This window comes from Planococcus sp. TJ-307 (assembly GCF_058268435.1).
The window spans coordinates 568,113-589,133 of sequence record NZ_JBZDOJ010000002.1 but is presented as its reverse complement, the minus strand read 5'-3'; the positions used below and the strand labels follow the sequence as shown (position 1 = coordinate 589,133).

16 protein-coding genes are annotated in these 21,021 nt (G+C 38.7%); 12 read left to right on the top strand and 4 right to left on the bottom strand.

All coding sequences use genetic code 11. The features are described from left to right. Nucleotide 1 precedes the first annotated feature (1 nt). From AC4EHK_RS09260 to AC4EHK_RS09245, 4 genes are all read left to right on the top strand, one after another. Complete coding sequence (locus tag AC4EHK_RS09260) at nucleotides 2-469, top strand: hypothetical protein (RefSeq protein WP_490978512.1); 468 nt, start codon at nucleotides 2-4, stop codon at nucleotides 467-469. Between the two features lie 14 nt (nucleotides 470-483). Further along, nucleotides 484-969: a hypothetical protein gene (locus tag AC4EHK_RS09255; protein WP_490978511.1), complete on the top strand. Its 486-nt coding sequence runs from the start codon at nucleotides 484-486 to the stop codon at nucleotides 967-969. A 925-nt stretch (nucleotides 970-1,894) separates the two neighbouring features. Further along, a complete protein-coding gene (locus AC4EHK_RS09250) occupies nucleotides 1,895-3,748 on the top strand; it encodes an EAL domain-containing protein (RefSeq protein ID WP_490978510.1) in 1,854 nt (617 codons plus the stop codon). 98 nt (nucleotides 3,749-3,846) lie between these two features. After that, nucleotides 3,847-5,103 carry a GGDEF domain-containing protein gene (locus AC4EHK_RS09245; RefSeq protein ID WP_490978509.1) on the top strand — a complete coding sequence of 419 codons (1,257 nt, stop codon included), beginning with the start codon at nucleotides 3,847-3,849 and terminating at the stop codon, nucleotides 5,101-5,103. 293 nt (nucleotides 5,104-5,396) lie between these two features. Here the strand turns inward: AC4EHK_RS09245 and AC4EHK_RS09240 are convergent, their stop codons facing one another. From AC4EHK_RS09240 to AC4EHK_RS09230, 3 genes are all read right to left on the bottom strand, one after another. Continuing rightward, nucleotides 5,397-7,418, bottom strand: a complete 2,022-nt coding sequence (locus AC4EHK_RS09240) for a putative bifunctional diguanylate cyclase/phosphodiesterase (protein WP_490978508.1) — start codon at nucleotides 7,416-7,418, stop codon at nucleotides 5,397-5,399. A 152-nt stretch (nucleotides 7,419-7,570) separates the two neighbouring features. Continuing rightward, nucleotides 7,571-9,328, bottom strand: coding sequence for a sensor domain-containing protein (locus tag AC4EHK_RS09235; protein ID WP_490978507.1), 1,758 nt, complete (start codon nucleotides 9,326-9,328; stop codon nucleotides 7,571-7,573). Between the two features lie 425 nt (nucleotides 9,329-9,753). Next, the gene (locus AC4EHK_RS09230; RefSeq protein ID WP_490978506.1) at nucleotides 9,754-10,239 is read right to left on the bottom strand and encodes a hypothetical protein; all 486 of its coding nucleotides are present in this window, start codon (nucleotides 10,237-10,239) and stop codon (nucleotides 9,754-9,756) included. 582 nt (nucleotides 10,240-10,821) lie between these two features. Between AC4EHK_RS09230 and AC4EHK_RS09225 the strand changes: the two genes are divergently transcribed. The 5 genes from AC4EHK_RS09225 (at nucleotide 10,822) to AC4EHK_RS09205 (ending at nucleotide 16,733) form a co-directional block, all read left to right on the top strand. Next, entirely contained in the window at nucleotides 10,822-11,505 is a 684-nt protein-coding gene (locus AC4EHK_RS09225; RefSeq protein ID WP_490978505.1) for a response regulator transcription factor, read from the top strand. A 2-nt stretch (nucleotides 11,506-11,507) separates the two neighbouring features. Then, nucleotides 11,508-12,512 (top strand): sensor histidine kinase, encoded by a 1,005-nt coding sequence (locus AC4EHK_RS09220; RefSeq protein WP_490978504.1) that lies wholly within the window; start codon nucleotides 11,508-11,510, stop codon nucleotides 12,510-12,512. Between the two features lie 119 nt (nucleotides 12,513-12,631). Further along, entirely contained in the window at nucleotides 12,632-13,315 is a 684-nt protein-coding gene (locus tag AC4EHK_RS09215; RefSeq protein WP_490978503.1) for an ABC transporter ATP-binding protein, read from the top strand. Then, nucleotides 13,312-15,891, top strand: coding sequence for an ABC transporter permease (locus AC4EHK_RS09210; RefSeq protein ID WP_490978502.1), 2,580 nt, complete (start codon nucleotides 13,312-13,314; stop codon nucleotides 15,889-15,891). The genes AC4EHK_RS09215 and AC4EHK_RS09210 overlap by 4 nt, the downstream gene beginning before the upstream one ends. 341 nt (nucleotides 15,892-16,232) lie before the next feature. Continuing rightward, nucleotides 16,233-16,733 carry a site-2 protease family protein gene (locus tag AC4EHK_RS09205; RefSeq protein ID WP_490978950.1) on the top strand — a complete coding sequence of 167 codons (501 nt, stop codon included), beginning with the start codon at nucleotides 16,233-16,235 and terminating at the stop codon, nucleotides 16,731-16,733. A gap of 198 nt (nucleotides 16,734-16,931) precedes the next feature. Here the strand turns inward: AC4EHK_RS09205 and AC4EHK_RS09200 are convergent, their stop codons facing one another. After that, nucleotides 16,932-17,147, bottom strand: coding sequence for a hypothetical protein (locus AC4EHK_RS09200; RefSeq protein WP_490978501.1), 216 nt, complete (start codon nucleotides 17,145-17,147; stop codon nucleotides 16,932-16,934). A 508-nt stretch (nucleotides 17,148-17,655) separates the two neighbouring features. Between AC4EHK_RS09200 and AC4EHK_RS09195 the strand changes: the two genes are divergently transcribed. The 3 genes from AC4EHK_RS09195 to AC4EHK_RS09185 all read left to right on the top strand — a co-directional run bounded on the left by AC4EHK_RS09195 (nucleotide 17,656) and on the right by AC4EHK_RS09185 (nucleotide 21,014). Beyond that, on the top strand, nucleotides 17,656-18,795 hold the full coding sequence (locus AC4EHK_RS09195; protein WP_490978500.1) for a PstS family phosphate ABC transporter substrate-binding protein: 1,140 nt from the start codon (nucleotides 17,656-17,658) through the stop codon (nucleotides 18,793-18,795). A gap of 722 nt (nucleotides 18,796-19,517) precedes the next feature. Further along, nucleotides 19,518-20,489: an alpha/beta hydrolase gene (locus AC4EHK_RS09190; RefSeq protein ID WP_490978499.1), complete on the top strand. Its 972-nt coding sequence runs from the start codon at nucleotides 19,518-19,520 to the stop codon at nucleotides 20,487-20,489. A gap of 57 nt (nucleotides 20,490-20,546) precedes the next feature. After that, nucleotides 20,547-21,014: a DUF4279 domain-containing protein gene (locus AC4EHK_RS09185; RefSeq protein ID WP_490978498.1), complete on the top strand. Its 468-nt coding sequence runs from the start codon at nucleotides 20,547-20,549 to the stop codon at nucleotides 21,012-21,014. Nucleotides 21,015-21,021 lie beyond the last annotated feature (7 nt).

Genomic DNA, 21,021 nt, shown 5'->3' with positions numbered 1-21,021 from the left:
TATGGAGTTGAAGCTAACGAAATGGGAAGAAGACTATGCTAAATGGCCAAAATCCGATGTGTTTATTGCCCATACAGAAAAAGATGCATCGCTTATTTCTGAGATCAAAACTTTTTTTAAAGAAAACAATATTTCCTTCGCAACGCCAGAAGATGCGCGAGTCGCGAAAGAGTATGTTTTAACAATGGTTGGACCTTCACCGGTCCGGGATAGTTACTTTTTTCTGTTGATTGGCACCGAAGAAAATCTACATGATGAAGAGATTCAAGATTGGTTGTGGCATGCAGCACAATTGAACAAATCATTAATCAATCTGAAATTTTCTGAAGAAGTACAGCCGTCTGTAACTAATTGTTATTATTACAATGAAAAGACTAAGCAAGTGCAATTCAATGAGATTATGAACCGTGTCCGAACGGAAATACGCGATCCAAATTGGGTTTTTCCCCAGAAAAGGACACTCGAATAAAGAGGTGGCAAATATTGAAAAAAGCACTTATTACTTTATTAATATTATATGCGATTTCCTTTTTTGTTTTTATGCTAATTAATCAAATGACAGTTAGTCCAGGAACTTCATCTGGAAATGGTAATCCCGCTTTGCTGCTTGCGGTACCTCTGATTCCAATTCTAATTGTTGTGATTGTTTTATGGAAACAAATATTTCGTGCTTATTCAGTTACCACTCGTTTTTCTATAGTGGGTCTCTTTGGCACCTTAACTTATTTAATAACGGCTCTTGTTTACCAAAAGAAAAGAGTTGAAGATTATAAAGAAGTGATAAGAAGCGTACTAAACGAACAAACAGGTTTAGTCGATATAGATTATCTAAATAGCATCACTTCGCCTTTTTCTATCTTTGTAAACAACCAGTATTTTAACACTCATACTTTCTTAATTTTTATAGTTGCGTCTATTTTTCTTGCTTTGGTTTACGATTTATTAACCATTTCTGATACTTCTTCTTAGACGGTATTCCTAAAAAGATTCAGTAGTTTATCAACTCAGGAACACTACATAATTGGTATTCTCCAACGTGTCCATTGATAAAGAAGTACTAATAATGGCGGAGTTTCATTAGTTGAGGCGATCCGGAAAGTAAAAACCACGAATATTATGAATCGGGAAACTTTCAGGCAAAAAAACTGTAAAACGGAAGAAGTTTTGATGTTTCTGCTTTATAAACAGCTTTTTAGAAAAAACTTGTGTGGTGTTGTCAAAGGGGAAGGAACTTAACAATAAGTTCCTTCCCTTTTTTGGTTTTCAGAAATTTCCTTTTGTAAAAGGCGCACCGGCAATATGTATGTAAAAGTAAATAAATCTTTTCGTGTATGTTGGCATTCCTTCAGTTTCTCTAAACTTTAGACTTGTTTCTATACGAACTTAATCAAATCCAAATTCATAAAACTTCCCTATAGCTTGTCATACTTTTTGTTTCTTGTTGGAGAACTTAACTGATGCTCCATTAATTTCCTTTTTAATGCTGGATAATGGAATGACATAATCTAACTGGCTTCGTCCCCATCAGATAAGGCTTTTTCTTATAGCATAGGGAGTAAGTGACACAGAAAAACAAATTTTTTTAAAATTTTCATAAAATATAACTTTATAGGTCTTTATTAGTGGTATTATAATTTTTACATACTATATTATTTATAAAAATGTTAAATAATACAATTTTAATAAATAGTTTTACTATGTAAATAATGTTACTAGAGGAGTTTAATAACATGCTAGAACACATATTAGTTCTACATTGGTAGGTTTCACCATTTTTATTGTCACTCATCATGGTATTACTTACTTCATTTGCTAAAACAAAACTGTTCTTTGCAAATAAATTAAAAAAAGCATCAGGGCCTATTCTCAGAGAATTAATAACGGATGGAAGGAATTGAAAACCATACAACACCTAAATTATACAGACTACTTAACTGGATTACCGAATAGCAATTTCCTAAATAAACGATTAAAAGAGTTGGTAGATGACAAAAATGAAACTGCTATTTTGTTGTTGGAATTAGAAAGAATGAACAATATTAGAGACTCTATGGGACAAGAATCGAGCAATGCGATTATTCTTCTTGCCAGCGAACGAATAAAAACGGTTTTGGGTGAAGATAGTATTTTAATGCGGTGGCAAGAAGACAAATTCGTTATTCTCTTGACGAATACAAATTTTAAACGAACCACAACTATAGCAAAAATAATTTTAGAAATCATAGCTCAACCTTTAAAAAATATTCACCACGATATGTATGTCAATCCAAGTATAGGCATCAGCATGTATTCCAAAACCAGTAACACTATTGAGATATTGTTAGAAATGGCGAATTCTGCTCTTCATTATGCAAAAAAACACGGAAATAACAGTTACCACTTTTATACGTCTGACTTGGACGAGAAAACCCGAGAAAGTTTAGAGCTTGAAATGGAACTCTATAGAGCCATTGAACTTGACCAACTGACACTTCATTACCAACCACAACTTCATTTAAGTACGGGAGAGTATATTGGAAATGAAGCTTTAATTCGATGGAATCATCCAACAAAAGGAATGATTTCTCCTCTCCAATTTATTCCCATTGCTGAAGAAACGGGGCTTATTATTCCAATTGGGGAATGGGTATTGAAAACAGCTTGTGCACAAAATAAAAAATGGCAGTTAGCTGGATTTCCTCCAATGGCGATATCAGTCAATCTTTCCTCTCGGCAATTTTCACAAACAAATATCGTTGAAGTTGTGGAAAGAGTATTAGCTAAAACAGATTTAGAACCCAAATATCTTGATCTTGAAATTACAGAGAGTATGACAATGGATGTTGAAAGTTCCATTAAAAAATTACATGCCTTAAAGAAAGTCGGTATAACAATTAGTATCGATGATTTTGGCACAGGCTACAGTTCGTTGTCTTATTTGAAAGAATTTCCCATAGACCGGCTGAAAATAGATCAGTCTTTTATTCGTGACTGCCATCTTGATCCAAATAATGGGACCATCGTGAAAACAATTATTTCGATGGCCCATCATTTGAGCATTCAAGTAATTGCAGAAGGTGTGGAGACGAAAGAACATTTGGATTTTCTTCAAGAAAATTTATGTGATGAAGTTCAAGGTTATTTGTTAAGTAAACCACTGCCTGCGAAAAGTTTAGAACAAAATTTTTCTGATTTACACGAGAGCATTAGAAATCATGGACTTACGCCTGGAATAAGTCAAAGTTTATGGTTGGAAAGAGAATTAACACTGACTAAGCAAGAATTGCAAGACACCATTCGACAACAGGACGGCATCATTTTTAAGTTTAAATACAAAGATGGGAAATTCATTCATACCCTTTGCGATGGAGAACTACTTTATCGAATCGGATTGACTCCTAAACTGGTGATCGGCAAAGAACTCTCGCAGATTTTTTCTAATGAAAAAGCAAAAGATATCGAGCGGAACTATAGAAGGGCCTGGAAAGGGGAACAAAATATTTCTTACGAAGGTGAGAAAAATGGAGTATACTATCTTGTGATTTTACGCCCGATAAAAAGAATGAAAAAGGTTGTGGAGGTCATCGCAACCTGCATCGATATCACACAACGGAAGCACGCAGAGATAGCCCTGCAGCACAGCGAAAACAATTACCGGTTAATGGTGGAAAATATTAGCAACGCCATTAATGTGGTTGATAAAAATGGTCTAGTTCTTTATGCATCTCCATCTCGTGAAATTTTAAAAGGAATCTATCAAAACAACTAATTGTTTTATTCTAAGCAATAAAAATTAATAAGTAGACAAGTATTGTACAAAATACTTATCAACCAGGAGAACCCTGTAAAATTGGAGCGAAATACTAAATGACAAATGATTTTTATTTTCAAGTACAAGAAAGAAATGACCACGCAGCAGCGTTAATCACTGCAACTAAAGAACTTGCTTTTCAAACCGAAGAAAAAGCTGAACTTGCAGCAGCGTTAATCATCATGAACAAAGAGCTTATCTTTCTAAATGAAGAAAAAGATAAGCGCGCAGCAGAGTTAATTATCGCGAACAAGGAACTGGTTTTTCAAAATGAAGAAAAAGATAAGCGCGCAGCAGAATTAGTCATTGCGAACAAAGAACTTGCCTATCAAACGAAAGAAAAAGCTGACCGCGCAGCGGAGTTGGTGATCGCAAATAAGGAACTTATCTTCCAAAATGAAGAAAAAGATAAACGCGCAACAGAGTTAGTCATTGCGAACAAAGAACTGGTTTTTCAAAATGAAGAAAAAGACAAGCGTGCAGCAGAGTTGGTCATTGCAAATAAAGAGCTTGTCTTTCAAACCAGAGAAAAAGTAGATCGTGCAGCAGAGTTAATCATTGCAAACAAAGAGCTGATCTTTCAAACGGAGGAAAAAGCTGATCGTGCCGCAGAACTAATCATTGCAAATAAAGAGCTTGCTTACCAAACAGAAGAAAAAGCTGACCGCGCAGCCGAGTTAATTGTCGCAAATAAAAAACTTATCTTTCAAACGGAAGAAAAGGCTGACCGTGCTGCCGAATTAATTATTGCGAACAAAGAGTTGGTTTTTCAGAATAAAGAGAAGGATAAACGTGCGATAGAGTTAACAAATGCAAACAAAGAACTTGTTTTTCAAAACGAAGAAATTCTCTATCTTAGCTACCATGATCAATTAACAGGTTTATATAATAGAAGATTTTATGAAGAAGAGTTAAAAAGACTTGATACGATCAAAAATTTGCCTTTGACGATACTTGTTGGAGATGTAAATGGCTTAAAGGTAATCAATGATTCTTTTGGACATTCCATGGGTGATGTATTGCTGAAAAAATCTGCAGAAGTAATTAAAAGAGGCTGCCGGATCGATGACATTATCTGCAGAATCGGGGGAGATGAGTTTGTTATTTTATTGCCTAACACAGATTCTTCGGAAGCAAAAAAAATCAGCAAACGCATCAATGAAATTTCATTGCTGGAAAAAGTCGGCTCTATTAGTATTTCGGTTTCTTTTGGTTATGACACTAAATATGATGAGCAATGTGATATTGAAGAAGTCTTTAAAAAAGCAGATAAAAACATGTATACCAACAAGCTCTTAAGAGTTGGAAAGTAAAGAATAGCAGTGCTTTGATTTGAATCGGTCCATGTACATTCCGATTTCTTGACTCACTAATATGCAATTCGGAACTGAAGAAGGACCCTGTGTTTAAATAGTTGCTAATTTATAAAAAAAAAAACAGCCTTCGATGAACTGCACCGAACTTGTTAGACACCAATCTAACAATGGAGGTGCAGTTTTTTTATGGAAATAGATAAGAATACCAACCCTTGTGAGCTGTAGAATCGGAAAACTTAAGTATGACGAACTCTATTCCATCATCGGGTACTTTATTCAAGGAGCTGGTCTTATGGTGTAAATAGGTGTTTATTCTTCAGGTATTTCGTTTCAAAGTCGGTAACTTTCATTGGCTTGTCGTACAAGTAGCCTTGAAAAATACTGCAGTCGTTAGTCAGAAGAAAGTCTGCTTCTTCAATATTTTCAACGCCTTCAGCCACTAGGTCACATTCAATGCTTCTAGCCAGATAAATCAGAGATTTTAAAACGGATTCCGATTTCACATCCTGGCCAATTTTTTGCACAAAAAACCGGTCGATTTTGATTTTGCTGATGGGGAAGTGTGTCAAATAGGAAATCATCGAAAAGCCGGTGCCAAAATCATCAATGGCGATGGACATTCCCTTCGACTTGCATAGATATAAATTCTCCAATATCTTAGGTGAATAGGTCAATTCTGCCTGTTCGGTAATCTCGATTTCAATCATCTTTGGATTAATTTTATACTCGGACATTAATTCAACGAAATGTTCGAAGAAGTTCGAATTGCTTAGAAGTGACGCAGTCATATTGATCGCTACCGGTGAATTCCATCTGTATAGCCTTTCCCATTCCTTCATCTGTGTAAAAACTTCGTTGAGCAGATGAGAGGTCATTAACACAATTTTTCCAGATTCTTCGGCTACTTTGATAAATTCAAGCGGGGAGATTTCACCGAGCGTCGGGTGAGACCAGCGCGATAGAATCTCTGCACCCACAATTTTGCCAGTGTGCCCGTCGATTTGCGGCTGGAGGGTATAATAAAATCCGTTTGTTTTCAAGTCGCCGTCGAGCCCATCTTCAATCAATACCCGGCGATTCCGCAGAGTGATCATTTCCAGACTGAAAAAGATATGGGAATTACCAGGGGAAAGCTTCGCTTCGCTCATGGCGATCTCTGCATTGGAAAGCAAGGCATCTACTGTAATGGCATCAACTGGGTGGCTGACTATGCCAACGCTGGTACTAACGTTAACCTTTTGAGCATGATCTAAAGAGAAGGGATTGGCGAATATAAGTTCAATTTTTTTTATAAGCTCCTCATATAATTCGTCAGGATGCTGCTTCCAAACGATCAAAAATTCATTCCTATCAGAGCGTCCAATGTGGCAGGATTCGCTGACGAGCTCTTTCAGTTCATCAGCCACTTTTTTCATGATGGTATCACCTGCGTCATAGGTGTAAATGGAATTAATGAAGTTCAAGTTATCAACCATCAAATGGACAATAGAAAAATCGATTCCTTGTTCCAGTAAAGACTGTATCTTTTGGATAATTAGCTTACGATTTGGCAAGCGGGTCAAGTAATCGTAATACGCAAATTCTGTTAATTGAGCTTCTATTTTTTTCTTTTCGCTTACATCCTGAAAATAGACGGACAAACCGCCTTTTTCTAGAGGACAGGCTTTCACCAGGAACCATTTATCCAGCGGTTTGTAATAATCGACAAACTCGATGATGGTCTGTTCGGTCAAAGCACGGTTGTAGTGATGTGAAAAGGAGTCCAAAGCTTCCGGAAAGAGTGTAAAAATCCCTCTCCCGGCTGCGACTCCTCTTTTAACCTTAAGCAGCTCTTCTGCAATTTCATTCATGTAAATGACATTCAGATGGTCGTCCAACAAATAGAAACCATCTGTCATGCTTTCTAAAACAATTTCAGCAGTAATTTTCTCTTCAGAATGGAAGGTTATTGGTTTGAGATAGATGACAGCTCCTCTAGCGTGTTCGGAATCTAACTGAATCCCGCGGACAGTCACCTGCAGCCATTGAGTTTCTCCATTGCCCAAAAGAAAGGGATGCATCTGCCTATGTTCAGGTAGGTCATTTGCCATTACTTGTTTAATGAGGTTTTGTTCATCTGTTTTGCCCCGGCGCTCCAATTGTTCAAAATAATCCGTTCCAGTTTTCCAAAGGCCATCTTTTATTTCGTGTTCGATGCAAAAATTAACCCATGCTTGATTTACCTTAATAATTTTTCCATTTTCATCAATGGCAATAAGGAATTGATCTAGGGTGTTAATCCACTCCTGAATTTGTCCATAATTCTTTTTCATTAAGACACCCTCATTCCTATCAAATTACTATATCTGTTTGAGCGTGTTCAATTTTATTGGAGTGCCTGTTTTTTGTCCTCCAGTAGTTCAAAATAAAACACCTTTTTCTTACGTGAAATTTGTTTTATCGTTCCGCTCATTTTCTAACTTCGTCAAAGGTTTGATTCATAAGAGTTAGCAGTTTCTTTAGTCGGTTGTCCAACAAATGGACTGTTATCACCAGTGCTCAGGTTGACTCCTTCAAGACTTTGAAGGCGATAGGTGCCTCTGCCGGCTTTTTTGGCTTCGTACATCGCCAAATCGGCCTTTTTCAGTATGGAGGACACCGTGGCGCCCTCTAAAGAAACCAATGCAATGCCCATGCTGGCTGAAACATTTGCTGGGCCCTTCTCAAGCGTCCACGGGGCTTCCATGGCCAATTGGATGTCGTGTGCGAGTTCTTTCGCTGCTTCGCCTGTCGTGACGCTTGGCAGCAGCAATACAAATTCATCGCCACCGAGGCGGGCAGCCATATCACCTTCTTCAAGTGATTGAGTGAGACGTTTGCCAAATTCCTCGATTACCTCATCGCCAACTTCATGGCCCAGTTGGTCGTTGATTTGTTTGAAATGGTCAATGTCCAGCAAGATGACCGCTAAAGTTTTGCCGGATGGCTGTTGAGCAGCAATTTCTTCGGTTAGCCGCTGCTTGAAAAAGCGCCGATTGGGCAGCCCCGTCAGCGAATCGTGATAGGCGTAATAATGAAGTTTCGTTTCGTATTCTTTTTGGAGCGTAATGTCCCGTGTCATAGTCAGCATATGGACAAAGGCACCCTGCTCATTAAAAATCGGGGTTCCCTGAAGTTCCGACCAACGCCATCCCTTGGTTTTGTGTTCCATTCGGATTTCAATCACATAGCTTTTCGCTTCTTGGAGCGCTTGCGCATAAATTTCCCTTACCTGTGAAATATCTTCTGGATGAACGGTATGAAAAGAGGGTTTGTCCATGTATTCTTCCGGCTGAAATCCGTAGACATCTTTGATGGAAGGGGAGACGTACAAAATCTCTCCTTTGTCATCCCGTAAGACAATGACATCATGGGCATTTTCGGCAATGATGCGGAAGCGATTTTCACTTTCGGCGTATTGGCTGATGAGGTGATCAATTTCCGTCATATCCCGCAGGACGGCATAAACGCCGACGATGGCGTTTTCTTCTTCAATGGGCGCAAACTGGATGGACACGCTTATCAAATGTCTCATTTTTCCGCGAAACTTAGTTCGACACCCTTCGACATGTCCGTTCACTGCCTGACTGTAGTAATCTTTCAGTAATGCAGCGTCAGATTCGTAAAAAAAATTCTGGAATTCTACGCCAGTAATTTCCTCAGGCAAAAAGCCGGTCAGCTGCTCGACAGTTGAATTGCCTGCCTGAATCTTGCCGGCCAGGTCAAGAGACAGGATGGCATCTGCGTTGTTGTTATATAAGGACCTGTAGCGGGAACGGCTCTCCAGAATGCGTCTCCATGCTTCCTGGCTCTCGAGTTTTGCCAGACGTTCGCCGGTGGTATCTCTGACCACGCCGATAATGTACCGGCAGTTTCCATCGCCTTCAACGAAAGGAGTTAAGGTAGACTCGGAAAAGGAAGAATTGCCCTCCGGCGACATATAGGAGTCTGAATACATGACAATTTTGTGAGTGGCGAGCACCTTTCGATACTGCATCGTCAGTACATGTGCCAATTCGTCGTCATGTACTTCTTGAAAGGTTTTGCCGATGGCTGCTTGAGTTAAGCTGGTGCGGTCAAAAACGGCTTGATTCAGAAAGACATAAGTGAAAGCGTCATCATTTCCAATCTGGACGATAAATACCATATCTTGTATCGCTGTCATCAATGCTTGATAAAAAGGAAGAGCGCGACCTTTTTTCATGTTGTAAACTTCCTTTCTATAAACAAATTTAGGTTAATTTTCTGTGCAACGGTTCTCATTCAAGTGTGGTTTATCTTTTATTTGGACTATAAATTATTTTATTAAGGTAAATTTTTAAAATTAAAATAAATATAAAGTAATAATATGGAAAATTAAGAATAGACTGTCTCTCTATACTACAGGAAAAGTAGTAGAAATATACTAAATTAAAAATATATATTTAATTCTATGTATCTAATTAATTTAATGAGTATAAAGTTTTACTTGTCCCTTCTTATAGTGGAATGATTTTTTCGAAGGAATAGATCGGATTCATTGTTGCTTTTAGCAGGCAATTGTTCTAGCTCTTGATAAAGTCATGTGATGACAAAGTGAACATTCAATCGATTTTGAACGGGATGAGGAATCTTGGTATTACTTGTTGCTTAATCATCGTTTAATGTGATCTGCAACGTGTCCCATTCGGTATCTTTTTTATAGCGAAGAACGGAAATCACGTAGTCCTTCAAAACAAACTCATAATAGGTCTTACTGTTGTCTAGATCCGAATTCACTTCGATCGGTTCGCCGAACACTGTTTTAAGTTCATCAATGGTTTTATAATCTGCAAATACTTCTGCCGAAACTTCCAAGTGTTGAACCTTATCGCTGTCATGAGCGGTTGAATACGTTATATCTATCCCAAAATACCAGGTCTTGTTATCAAAATTTTTAACAAAGTAGGGCTTTGGTGCAGCTTTTTCTGGTTCTTCTTGCGGCATCTCCAAGCGCAAATCCGAAAATGGGAAATACCCATTGTTTATAGCAGCAAGGGTTTCAGCATCCAGAGAAGTGAGGGCTTCGGTCACATAAAACTCATCGTGCATGTTGAAATCACTGAGAATGTCTGCTGCTTTTCGCGGGTAGGTCACAAGGCCACCATTATTAAAAGTTTTTTCGCCGACTTTTTTAGGCGCTGCTTCGCCAGAAATAAACTCCCAGGTGGTGTATGCTGTTTAAAGCAACCCGAATAAAATACTTAATATGTTTATAAATTCTTCTTGATTATTTTGAACTAGTTTCATGTTTCCCATTATCAAATCTTTATAATAATTCGTAAATAAGTAATTGAGATCATTTTTAGGTACATCGATTTATTATAAATTCTTTTTCAACACTATAAATGACTTGTTGACCTTGTTAAAAGTTTTAATTTTATCAAAAAAACATTTTTTTATTTTTCTATTAGTGAAAATGTTCCTTGTTTAAAGTAGGTTAAAAGTAACTACACTATTTTTAAAGTCTTTTCACTTTTCTGGAGAACGTAAACTATCTTATTGGAAATAGATAATTGTTCAGGATTCCGAGTATCAGTGAAATTTAAATGAATTGCTTCAAAACAAAAATAGCCCTCTAGTCACGGAAAGCAAAAGCATGTATCGTAGATTCGTTAGGAATTTACGATACATGCTTTTTAATTTGCGAATTTCAAGTGAAATGATAGGGGGATACACATGAATATCCTAGTTGTCGAAGACGATCGCACCATCGCTTCCGGATTAACATATTCGCTTCAACAAGAAGGTTTCCATACAATTTTGTGTCATACAGCAGCTTCAGCAAAAACGGCAATCGAACAACAGCTTAGCGACATTGATTTATGTTTGCTTGATTTGTCTTTGCCGGATGGAAGTGGCTATGATTTATGCAAGCTGGCTAAGGCAAAGCGGGACATTCCCGTCATTTTTTTGACAGCATTTGATGATGAAGTGAACGTGGTTATGGGGTTGGACATGGGAGCCGATGATTACATTACGAAGCCATTTCGCATACGCGAACTTCAATCCCGTATCAATTCGGTATTGCGCCGCTACCAGCATAAAAGTCCGTCCAAATCCGTCATGCAACTGGGAGATGTCCAAGTGGACACAGTGAATGGGAAAGTACGAAAAGGCGGCAACGAAATTTTTTTAACGGCTTTAGAATATCGGTTGTTATTGGTTTTTACTAACCACGCCGGTCAGATCATCACAAGAGCTCAATTGCTCGATCAGATCTGGGATGTAGGCGGAGATTTTGTCAATGACAATACGTTGACGGTTTATATCAAGCGGCTGCGTGAAAAACTTGAGGCCGATCCCGGACAGCCTACTCTTATCAAGACCATCCGAGGTATGGGCTACAAGGCAGGTGATTGAGCTTGTTGCGAAATCGCGAAATTCAGCTATTTTTTACTGTACTAGTTTTTTTAAGCTTTGCTGGGGTGTTGCTTGCAGCTGTATGGGGTTCAGCTGCAGCCGGTTGGAGTGTGTTTGCCATCTCTATCGTATTGATTGCAACTACTGGGGTGTTCACATGGTGGCGCTACAGGGAAATTGACAGGCTGTCAGGCTATCTGCTAAAGATCAGTAATGGCGACTATCAATTGGATGTTCGAGACAATACTGAAGGTGAATTGAGCTTGCTCAAAAGCCAAATTTACAAAGTAACAACAAGGTTATCAGAACAAAGTAACACACTCCACAAAGACAAAGATAAGCTGACGAATGCCATCTCTGATATCTCTCATCAACTAAAAACGCCGCTCACCTCCATGATGATTATGGCAGATTTGTTAAGTGACAATCGAATTGATGATGAAAAACGTACTGAATTTACTCGGAATTTGAACAGTCAGTTGAAACGGATGGACTGGCTTGTTTCGTCTCTTCTCAAGTTATCAAAAATTGATGCCGGTACGATTGCTTTCAAAAAAGAGCCAATACTAGTTGCCGAGCTCATCGAAAAAGCATTCGCGCCCTTAATGGTGCCGATGGATATTAAAATGCAGCAATTAGATATCCAAGGAGACAAGCTTACTGCATTTTCAGGAGATCTGAATTGGACTGCTGAAGCACTGATCAATATCTTGAAAAACTGCGTTGAACATACCGCACCTGGTGAGAAGCTGTCTGTTCGTTACAAGGAGAATATTCTTTTTACTGAAATCATCATAACGGATAATGGAAGCGGCATATCAAAACAGGACTTGCCGCATATCTTCAAACGTTTCTACAAAGGCAGCAATGCAAACGATGACAGCGTCGGCATTGGCCTTGCGATGGCCTATAGCATCATCACGAGCCAACAAGGAGATATTGAAGTGAAGAGCGAACCGGAGACAGGTACGGTTTTTCATATTAAATTCTACAAGCAGGTAGTTTAAATGACCCTGCTTTTTTGTGTATGTTGCAAAGTGACAAAACTGTCACTCCCCGAGTCATCTCACAGTCATAAAGTCTCTTTATACTGAAACTAGAGATAGACATAAATGGAGGTATTCTAATGACAATTGTAGAAGTGAAAAACTTATCAAAAGTATATGGTGAAGGCGAAACTGCTGTGGCAGCGCTTGATGACGTATCGTTTTCTGTGAACAAAGGCGAGTTTATTTGCATCATCGGGCCATCGGGTTCAGGGAAATCGACCTTGCTCCATTTGCTCGGAGGGGTCGATCAGCCAACGAGTGGCAATGTATCAATCGATCAAACGGACATTTATGCATTGGACGAAACCCAACTCGCCATTTTCAGGCGTCGGCAAATCGGATTGATCTATCAATTTTACAACTTGATTCCGATTTTGACCGTCGAAGAAAACATTACCTTGCCGATGTTGTTGGACGAGCAAAAAGTAGATCCGCTGCAATTCAACAAAGTTTCAAATGCATTAGGGCTTGAAAATCGGTTGTCCCACTTGCCCAATCAGCTTTCCGGCGGCCAACAACAACGGGTGTCAATCGGGCGGGCACTGATCAGCAATCCGGCAATTATGCTGGCCGATGAACCGACTGGCAACCTGGACAGTAAAAACAGCGAAGAAATAATGAATTTGCTGAAAATGTTCAATAAGACATACAATCAAACTTTGATCGTGATCACTCACGATGAGCGCATCGCTCTGCAGGCCGACCGTATCATTTCCATTGAAGACGGTAAAGTAGCAAAAGATGAGGTTATCCGCCCATGAACATCATCAATAAAGTCACCATCCGTCATTTAAAGGAGAACAAACGCCGCTCGCTTGTGACGATAATTGGAGTCATCATTTCTGTTGCAATGATCACAGCAGTAGCCACACTGGGCGTATCGTTTCTTGATATGATGGTTCGCCAGGAAATCGAGAAAAATGGTGAGTGGCATGTCCAATACCAAAATGTAACGGAAGAACAGGTAGAGGCAATTGAACAGGACAGCGCAACACAAAATATGGTTGTCTCAAGCGATGGCTACGCAATTCTGGAAGGTTCTGAAAACGAGTACAAGCCGTATTTGTATTTCAAAAACTATGATAAAGAGGGGATGACGCAGTTTCCTCTTGCTGTCGCTGAAGGGCGTTTGCCGAATACGGAAGAAGAAGTCGCTATTTCAGAGACGGTTCAAGATAATGTTGATATGCCTTTTGAAATCGGAGATGAACTGACTGTGGACGTCGGTGAGCGAGTTCAGATAAACGACAACAAGCTGTTATCACAAGTGGACTCGCTTCAAATCACTGAAGGCGAAACCATGGAAAAGCTGGAAAATTTAGAAACTAAAACTGTAACAATTGTTGGAGTCATCAACCGCCCTGATTGGGAACCAGCCTGGTCACCCGGCTATACGGTAATTGGGTATGTGAATAAAGCAAGCGCTGCAGAGGGGCAGGAATTGGACGTATTTGTGACTGTTGCCAAGCTGGAATCGGAGCTTTTTGACCATGCCGATGAATTGGCCGAACAGAATGGGATTGTTGGCGTTGAGTTTAATTCCGAGTTGCTTCGCTATCATGGCTTGACAGACAACGACAATCTCCGGAGTACACTATTTTCTTTAGCCGGTATTTTTATGGCGGTTATCCTGATTGGTTCGGTAGCACTGATTTACAATGCATTTGCGATTAGTGTGTCTGAGCGGGCCAGGCATTTGGGTATGCTATCGAGCGTTGGGGCGACGAAAAAACAAAAACGCAATTCTGTATTTTTTGAAGGCGCTGTGATCGGAATCATCAGTATTCCAATTGGCCTCTTAGCAGGAATCGGAGGAATCGGGCTAACATTTATCTTTATCAACCCACTAATCGAAGATGCACTCTATATTACGGAAAAGCTGGAATTGGTAGTTACACCGGCTTCTGTGATCCTGGCATGTGGTATTTCAATTTTAACCATTTTCATCTCTACTTATATACCGGCAAGGAGGGCGTCCAAAATATCAGCGATTGATGCCATGCGCCAAACTCAGGATATCAAGCTGACTGGAAAAAGCGTCAAAACGTCCAAATGGGTCCGTAAAGTGTTCGGTCTTGAGGCGGAGATTGGATTGAAAAACGTTAAGCGAAACCGCAAACGCTATTTAGCAACTGTGTTCTCACTTGTTATCAGCATTGTGTTATTTTTATCCGTGGCTTATTTTACGGACGGGTTGAAAAAATCATTGGAAATGTCGCAAAGCGCCAGTCAATATGATCTGCAAATAAGCGGAGATGAATTGGACGATGTTGACTTGGCGAGTTATGCCCAGTTGGAGCAAGTCACAAAGACAACATTGATCAAAAATGCCCAAGCAGAAGCATTAATCGAAAGGGATCAGCTTCCTGGACAACTAACAGAACAACTGGAAAACGGCGAAATGTTCCTTGAAGATGAGAAATTCCGTTACTATGTTGATCTTCAAGGCATAGACGACGCAAGTTTTGCAGCCTATGCTAAAGAGATGGGGATGGAAGCTGATGGGTTTGCAGGCAATGGGAAAGCGATTGTCATTGACCAGACATCTTATGAAAATGCAGATTCCGGTAAATTCGTTGAAACTAATACCATCAACACGGAGGTTGGAGAAGAGATTGAACTGAATAAAATCCTATACAGTGAGTCAGGTGAACAGCTCGAAGGCGAAATATTGACTACAGTTGAAATTGCAGCTTTGACTGATCAACTGCCCATGGGTGTCCAAGCGGCGGGGCTTGGTGGTCTGACCATCATCGTTCCAAAAACGGCATTTGATCAATTGGATTTCACTGAAGAGGAAGCATCGACTTCCATCTATGCGACCAGCTCTGATCCGATGGCAACTCAAGAAGTGATTGAAGAACAAAATGATACGGATATTCAAGTGTATAATATTTTTCAACAGCGTCAGCAGCAAGAGCAGATGATTATATTAATGTCCATATTTACTTACGGTTTTATAACACTTATTTCCCTCATTTCCATCGCGAATATTTTTAACACAATATCCACAAGCATTTCGCTTCGGAGAAGGGAGTTTGCAATGCTGAGATCGGTCGGCATGACCCCAAGTGGATTCAACAAAATGATTCGTTACGAAAGCCTTTTTTACGGAGCAAAAGCATTAGCTTATGGTTTGCCAATCAGTATAGCAGTGATGCTAGTAATGCACCGTTCGCTCGGCTACACGTTCCAGTATGAATTTTCTCTTCCGTGGATGAATATTCTTTTTACTATAGTGGTAATCTTCCTGATTGTTGGAGCAGCCATGCTGTATTCAATTATCAAAATAAAGAACGCGAACATTATTGAAAGCCTCAAACAGGAAAACGCGTAAGACACGGCAATAAAGAAGAGCAGTAGTTTACAAGTGAAAAGTTGTCAAAAGCTATTTATGAAGAAAGAGAGAGAAGGTCTGTATTATTGAATAGCATCATCCGATCAACTTAAAAAGGTCAGCTAAGCGCTATGAACTTTAGAGCGCTTGGCTGATCTTTTTTGATACTTGCGTTGAGTTAGTTTGGAAATAAATTTATACAATCTAAACTGGAAAATTTGCTCAAAAATGAATCTTTTATTATTTTCCAACGTAGTAAAGAATAGGAAAAAACGGTTAACTTATTTTCAAAAAAAGGTGCCAACGACCAGCACCCAAAGAAAATGGAGGTTAGTACATTGATGGTTTTAGAAATTTTTACTGTTCTGCTGATTATCAATATAGTTCTCTTAATTCATGAAATGGGCCATGCCATCGCAACAATTATGCAGAATCAAAAAGCGAAGGCAGAAATTTATTTTGGTTCATCCAGCAAAGAGAAAAAACTGAAACTCAAGCTTGGGAGAATTACCTGCTATTTGACAATTGCGATTTCAGCGTTCTGCTGTACTTCGAACCCTGAGGAACTGCCGCGAATTACTCCAAAACAAAGATTTTGGGAACTGGCGGGTGGACCAATTGCTTCATTAGTAGGTTTCCTAATACTTTACTTTACCTCCCAGTTTTTTTCTGGTGTGGCAGGAAACATTTTCATCAACCTTGCAGGTGCTAGTCTATTTCTATTTATAACGCCATTAATTCCGTTTACTTACCCAGCATTTTTAGGGGGACTTCCAAGTGATGGGTTGCAGATTTTAAACCTGTTCAAGCAAAATAGAAAACAAAGTAAAGCTGTTTTATAAAAAGAGGCAAATGTAAAATGAGAGGCGAACCTGTGAAGTTCAGTCCGATGATTTTAGTATTGGATTTTACTCTTTTTAAATGAACTTATAATAAGGTACGAGAATGGCCAGGTTTAGGGAAAATCCTTTACCTGGCCATTGTTAGTAGTTTACAAGATTTATTAAAAACAGCTACTAGTCTTCAATTAAATTGGGAAACTATTTCCGTTTTTTTCTTTCACGCATACAAACAATTTTAATCTTTGTTTTTCCAGCTTCATAGTTGTACTCACGACTACTAACTATGTAACCCCATCCATTGTGAAATAGGGTATCTCCATTGTTTGGAATAAATATAAAACCATCTGATGCAATTGCTTCTGGAAAAAGATATTCGTTGTCAGCAATATCAAAATACCTTAATTCAGTTTTCATCCTCTCACCTCGATTATTATTACGTTCTCATGCTAGTTAAAGTTTCACTGATTGCGAACAAGTAAAACCAATTTAATGTGCATCTCCGTTGTTAAGCACAATTAACACCAGCCTCAAATACTAAAGAGTGCTTGGAATTTAATTTTAAAAAGACATAGAAAAACAAGTAGAGAAGAAGTATGATTAAGCAAACTTCTTTTCCTAATTGTCTGTAAAATCCTCCAATTATAACCTTTTTTTAATTAATTATTTTGAATAAAAAAGGAAAAGAATGCTTTCACTCACGTTAGTAAGGTTGGAAGCGAAACCATCATCATGGTTCTGGTAGAGAAGGGAAGGTTGGGCATAAACATGCAGATCAAAGAAACTGATTAAAAGGCAATTCAATATAGAAAATCTATTTTATTTACTGTAAAAATAAGAACATGCTTTTAGAACAGATATCCTGCAAAAGAGTCATGATTTTAAAACGAAACTCGATTGAATACATAATTATTGGAGGCGTAAGATGAATATATTTGCAAAAGCTATAGCAGGAATTATGATAATAATTGGAATTCTTTTTGTATTTTTTGGTGGATTACTTCATATTTTAAACACAGGGGATACCCAGTTAGTTGGCATCTTTGGCGCAATCATTATTTCACTAATTATTTTCTTTATTTTTCTCATGGAAAAGAGAAACGGAAAAAAAACAGTGATTTGGATTTCATTAGTTTTAGCGGGTGGAGCGGCCTTCGCAATTCCTCATTATTACAAAGAAAGTTTTGAAAAAGTGAGTGATGCAGAAGTAGATCTCTATGCCTATGAACCGTTTAAAGAAAATGAAAAACTGGCGAGATTGGATCAGAAATCCTCATTTCAAATAGAAGGAGAAGTCCCGATTTTGGACGGGGCAACGGCGCTATATCCATTGTTTGCAGCATTTGCTGAGGCTACATATCCAAAGAAGACTTATGATCCGTATAGAGGCCCTGTCGCTACCACAACAACGCCTTCAGCCTATAGTCGGCTTATCGAGGGGAATGTTGATGTAATTTTTGCGGCAGAACCTTCTAGTGGCCAGAAACAGGCGGCAAAAGAAGCAGGCATTGAATTGAATTTAACACCGATTGGCCGAGAAGCCTTTGTGTTTTTCATTAATTCTCGAAATCTCATAGATGATTTATCCAGTGAGGAGATCCAAGGAATTTACTCAGGGGAATTTGAAAATTGGGAAGAACTTGGTGGAAGAAACGACGAAATCCGTCCTTTTCAACGACCAGAGGATAGCGGAAGCCAAACTATGTTTATTAAATTTATGGAAGAGCAGGAAATTCAGGAACCTGAAACGGAAGAAATTGCTGGAGGAATGGAGGGAATGATAGAGGAAGTAGCAAGCTATCGCAACTATAAAAATGCCATTGGCTATACTTTCCGCTTCTATTCTGTCGAGATGGTTCAAAATGACAAAATTAAGTTACTATCAATTGATGGCAGTGAGCCAAGCCTCGAAAATATTCGCACAGGCGAATATCCATTGACTTCTGAATTTTATGCAATAACCGCAGGAACTAAAAATCCAAACGTGCAGCCATTTATTGAATGGATGCTTTCTGAAGAAGGGCAACAATTAGTGGAGGACACGGGATTTGTGCCGGTCAAGTAAACGTTGGAAGAATGTTAAAAAATAGTAAAATAAGAACAAGCAAAAGTGCATCTCTTTAATCCTAGCCGGACCGAAATTTGTTCCGCTAGATTAGTTTTAACCAAAATTCCATTTTTAAATTGGACAATAAGGCAACATGTCCTCAAACAACAAGAGCAACAGAGAACTAAAACAAGCCAGTAGGGTGATGCATTCCGAAAGTTAGAGTTTAAATCTAACTTTAAAGGGCATTCCCAAGTCGGCTTGTTTTTTTATAAGATCCATTTTAGAAATTATTGAAAGTATTTAAGTTACTGGCCGAATGCATCTCATTAGTTGAGATTTTAGTCTTTAACCAACTACTCACTCTAACTATTATTCTCCTCCACTCGTATAATTATTATCTCCCATTTTATAATTTGAACTTTCTCCGGGCTTATTGAGAATGCTGTTTCCGGTGTAGGAATATTCATTTCTTTTTTTGCGCTTCCATTCTATTAATACTCCAAAAGCTACAAGTGCGGCTATAGGAATTGAAAACATCCACATCTTTCATTCACGTCCTTTCGCTGAATTAAAATAGGGGTATAAGTTATAATCTACTTAAAACTAGAATGTTTGTTAAAAACTGATTTATTTGAATTTTAACATAAGAATGATTCTATTTCATCAAAATCAAATAGATAATCAGATGTTTGAAGAGTGAATACAGGCCATTGGAATAAAGTTTGGAGGAGAAGCCAGTGTGCTCAAGTATTAAAAATATAACTTATAATAAAAACGAAAAATACTGGGAAAAATATCAGCAATTCTTTCCAGAAGAAATGCAAATAACTGTCAACAACATGCCTGTCGAAAGATGGTGGCATTGGAACGATTATCACATCCATTTGGATAGAATGCAGGTTTCAAGTTCAAAAATCAAGGTTGTATTACTTCACGGAGCAGGCGGGAACGGCAGGCTTTTGGCACCTTATGCCCACATGCTACAACGGCTAGGGTATGATACAGTCTCCCCAGATCTTCCACCTTTTGGACTCAGCTATACTGATCCGTCCAAATCTATGGAGTACCGGGATTGGGTAATGATAGTAACGGAATTCGTCGAACAGGAGTTCAGGAGAGACGGTAAACCCATTGTTATACTGGGAGCCAGTATCGGAGGCATGCTTGGATACCAGGCAGCGTGTATGAGCAATCGAGTCAAAGGGTTGATTGTAACGACGTTTGTGGACACTAGTGATCAAAAAGTTCGTGACCAAATAGCCCCTAACAAGATAATAAGCCGCGCTGGCAAAATTGCGATGGATGGCTTTCCAAGGGCGTTAGATGGGTTTCACATACCAGTTAAAAAAGTATCAAAAATGGAGTTCATTACAAATAATGACGAACTGACAACATTAATTATGAACGATCCTCTAGCTGCTGGAACAAAAGTGACTCTGCGATTTCTAAGAACTTTTTTAAATACAAAGCCATTGATTGAGCCCGAACTCTTTGATGTCTGCCCCATATTACTTGCCCATCCTGAAATAGACCCGATGACGCCATTTAACTTAAGCAAGCCTTTTTATGACAGATTAAAGTGTAAGAAAAGATATGTGATGTTAGAAGGAGCAGGTCACTTTCCAATTGAGCAGCCAGGTGTAGAGCAATTAAAACAGGCCATGCTGCAGTTTTTAATCGAAATCGAAAATAGCGTCGCCGGCTATTAGTTTTGCTAACTGATAAGTAAGATGCAAGTCAATTGAATAATCATAGAGGGGTGCACAATGGAAGAAACAAACAGCTACACGTACTTTGGAATTGAAAGCAATGGAGAAATTGCAAAGGGTGGTTTAACTTCTTATCCCAAAGGCATGTTTAATCCAGAAGATATTTCAAATCTGCTGGGTATCCATGCTTTCAGCAGTTGGGCTTATGGAGATAAAAGAAAGGATGGATCCAAGTTTCTTTTTTCTTCATGGAGTGCAGAAAAATCTGCTATTGAAAGATTGGATGCAGAAGCTCAATGCCGGGATACCATCAAACATTTAAAAAACAAAATTCCACTGCTCAAACAAATCAAAGAACAATACGATGTGAATTTTATACTGGTGATTGTCCCCAGTGTATATGGCGAAGAAGCTCCTTATATAGGATTTGAAGAAGAGATCATTAGATTTTGTTATTTAACGGGAACAACAATTACAGTGGATATGTACATTTATCCAGCAGAAGATGAAAAGAGCTATTTTTAAACTCTTG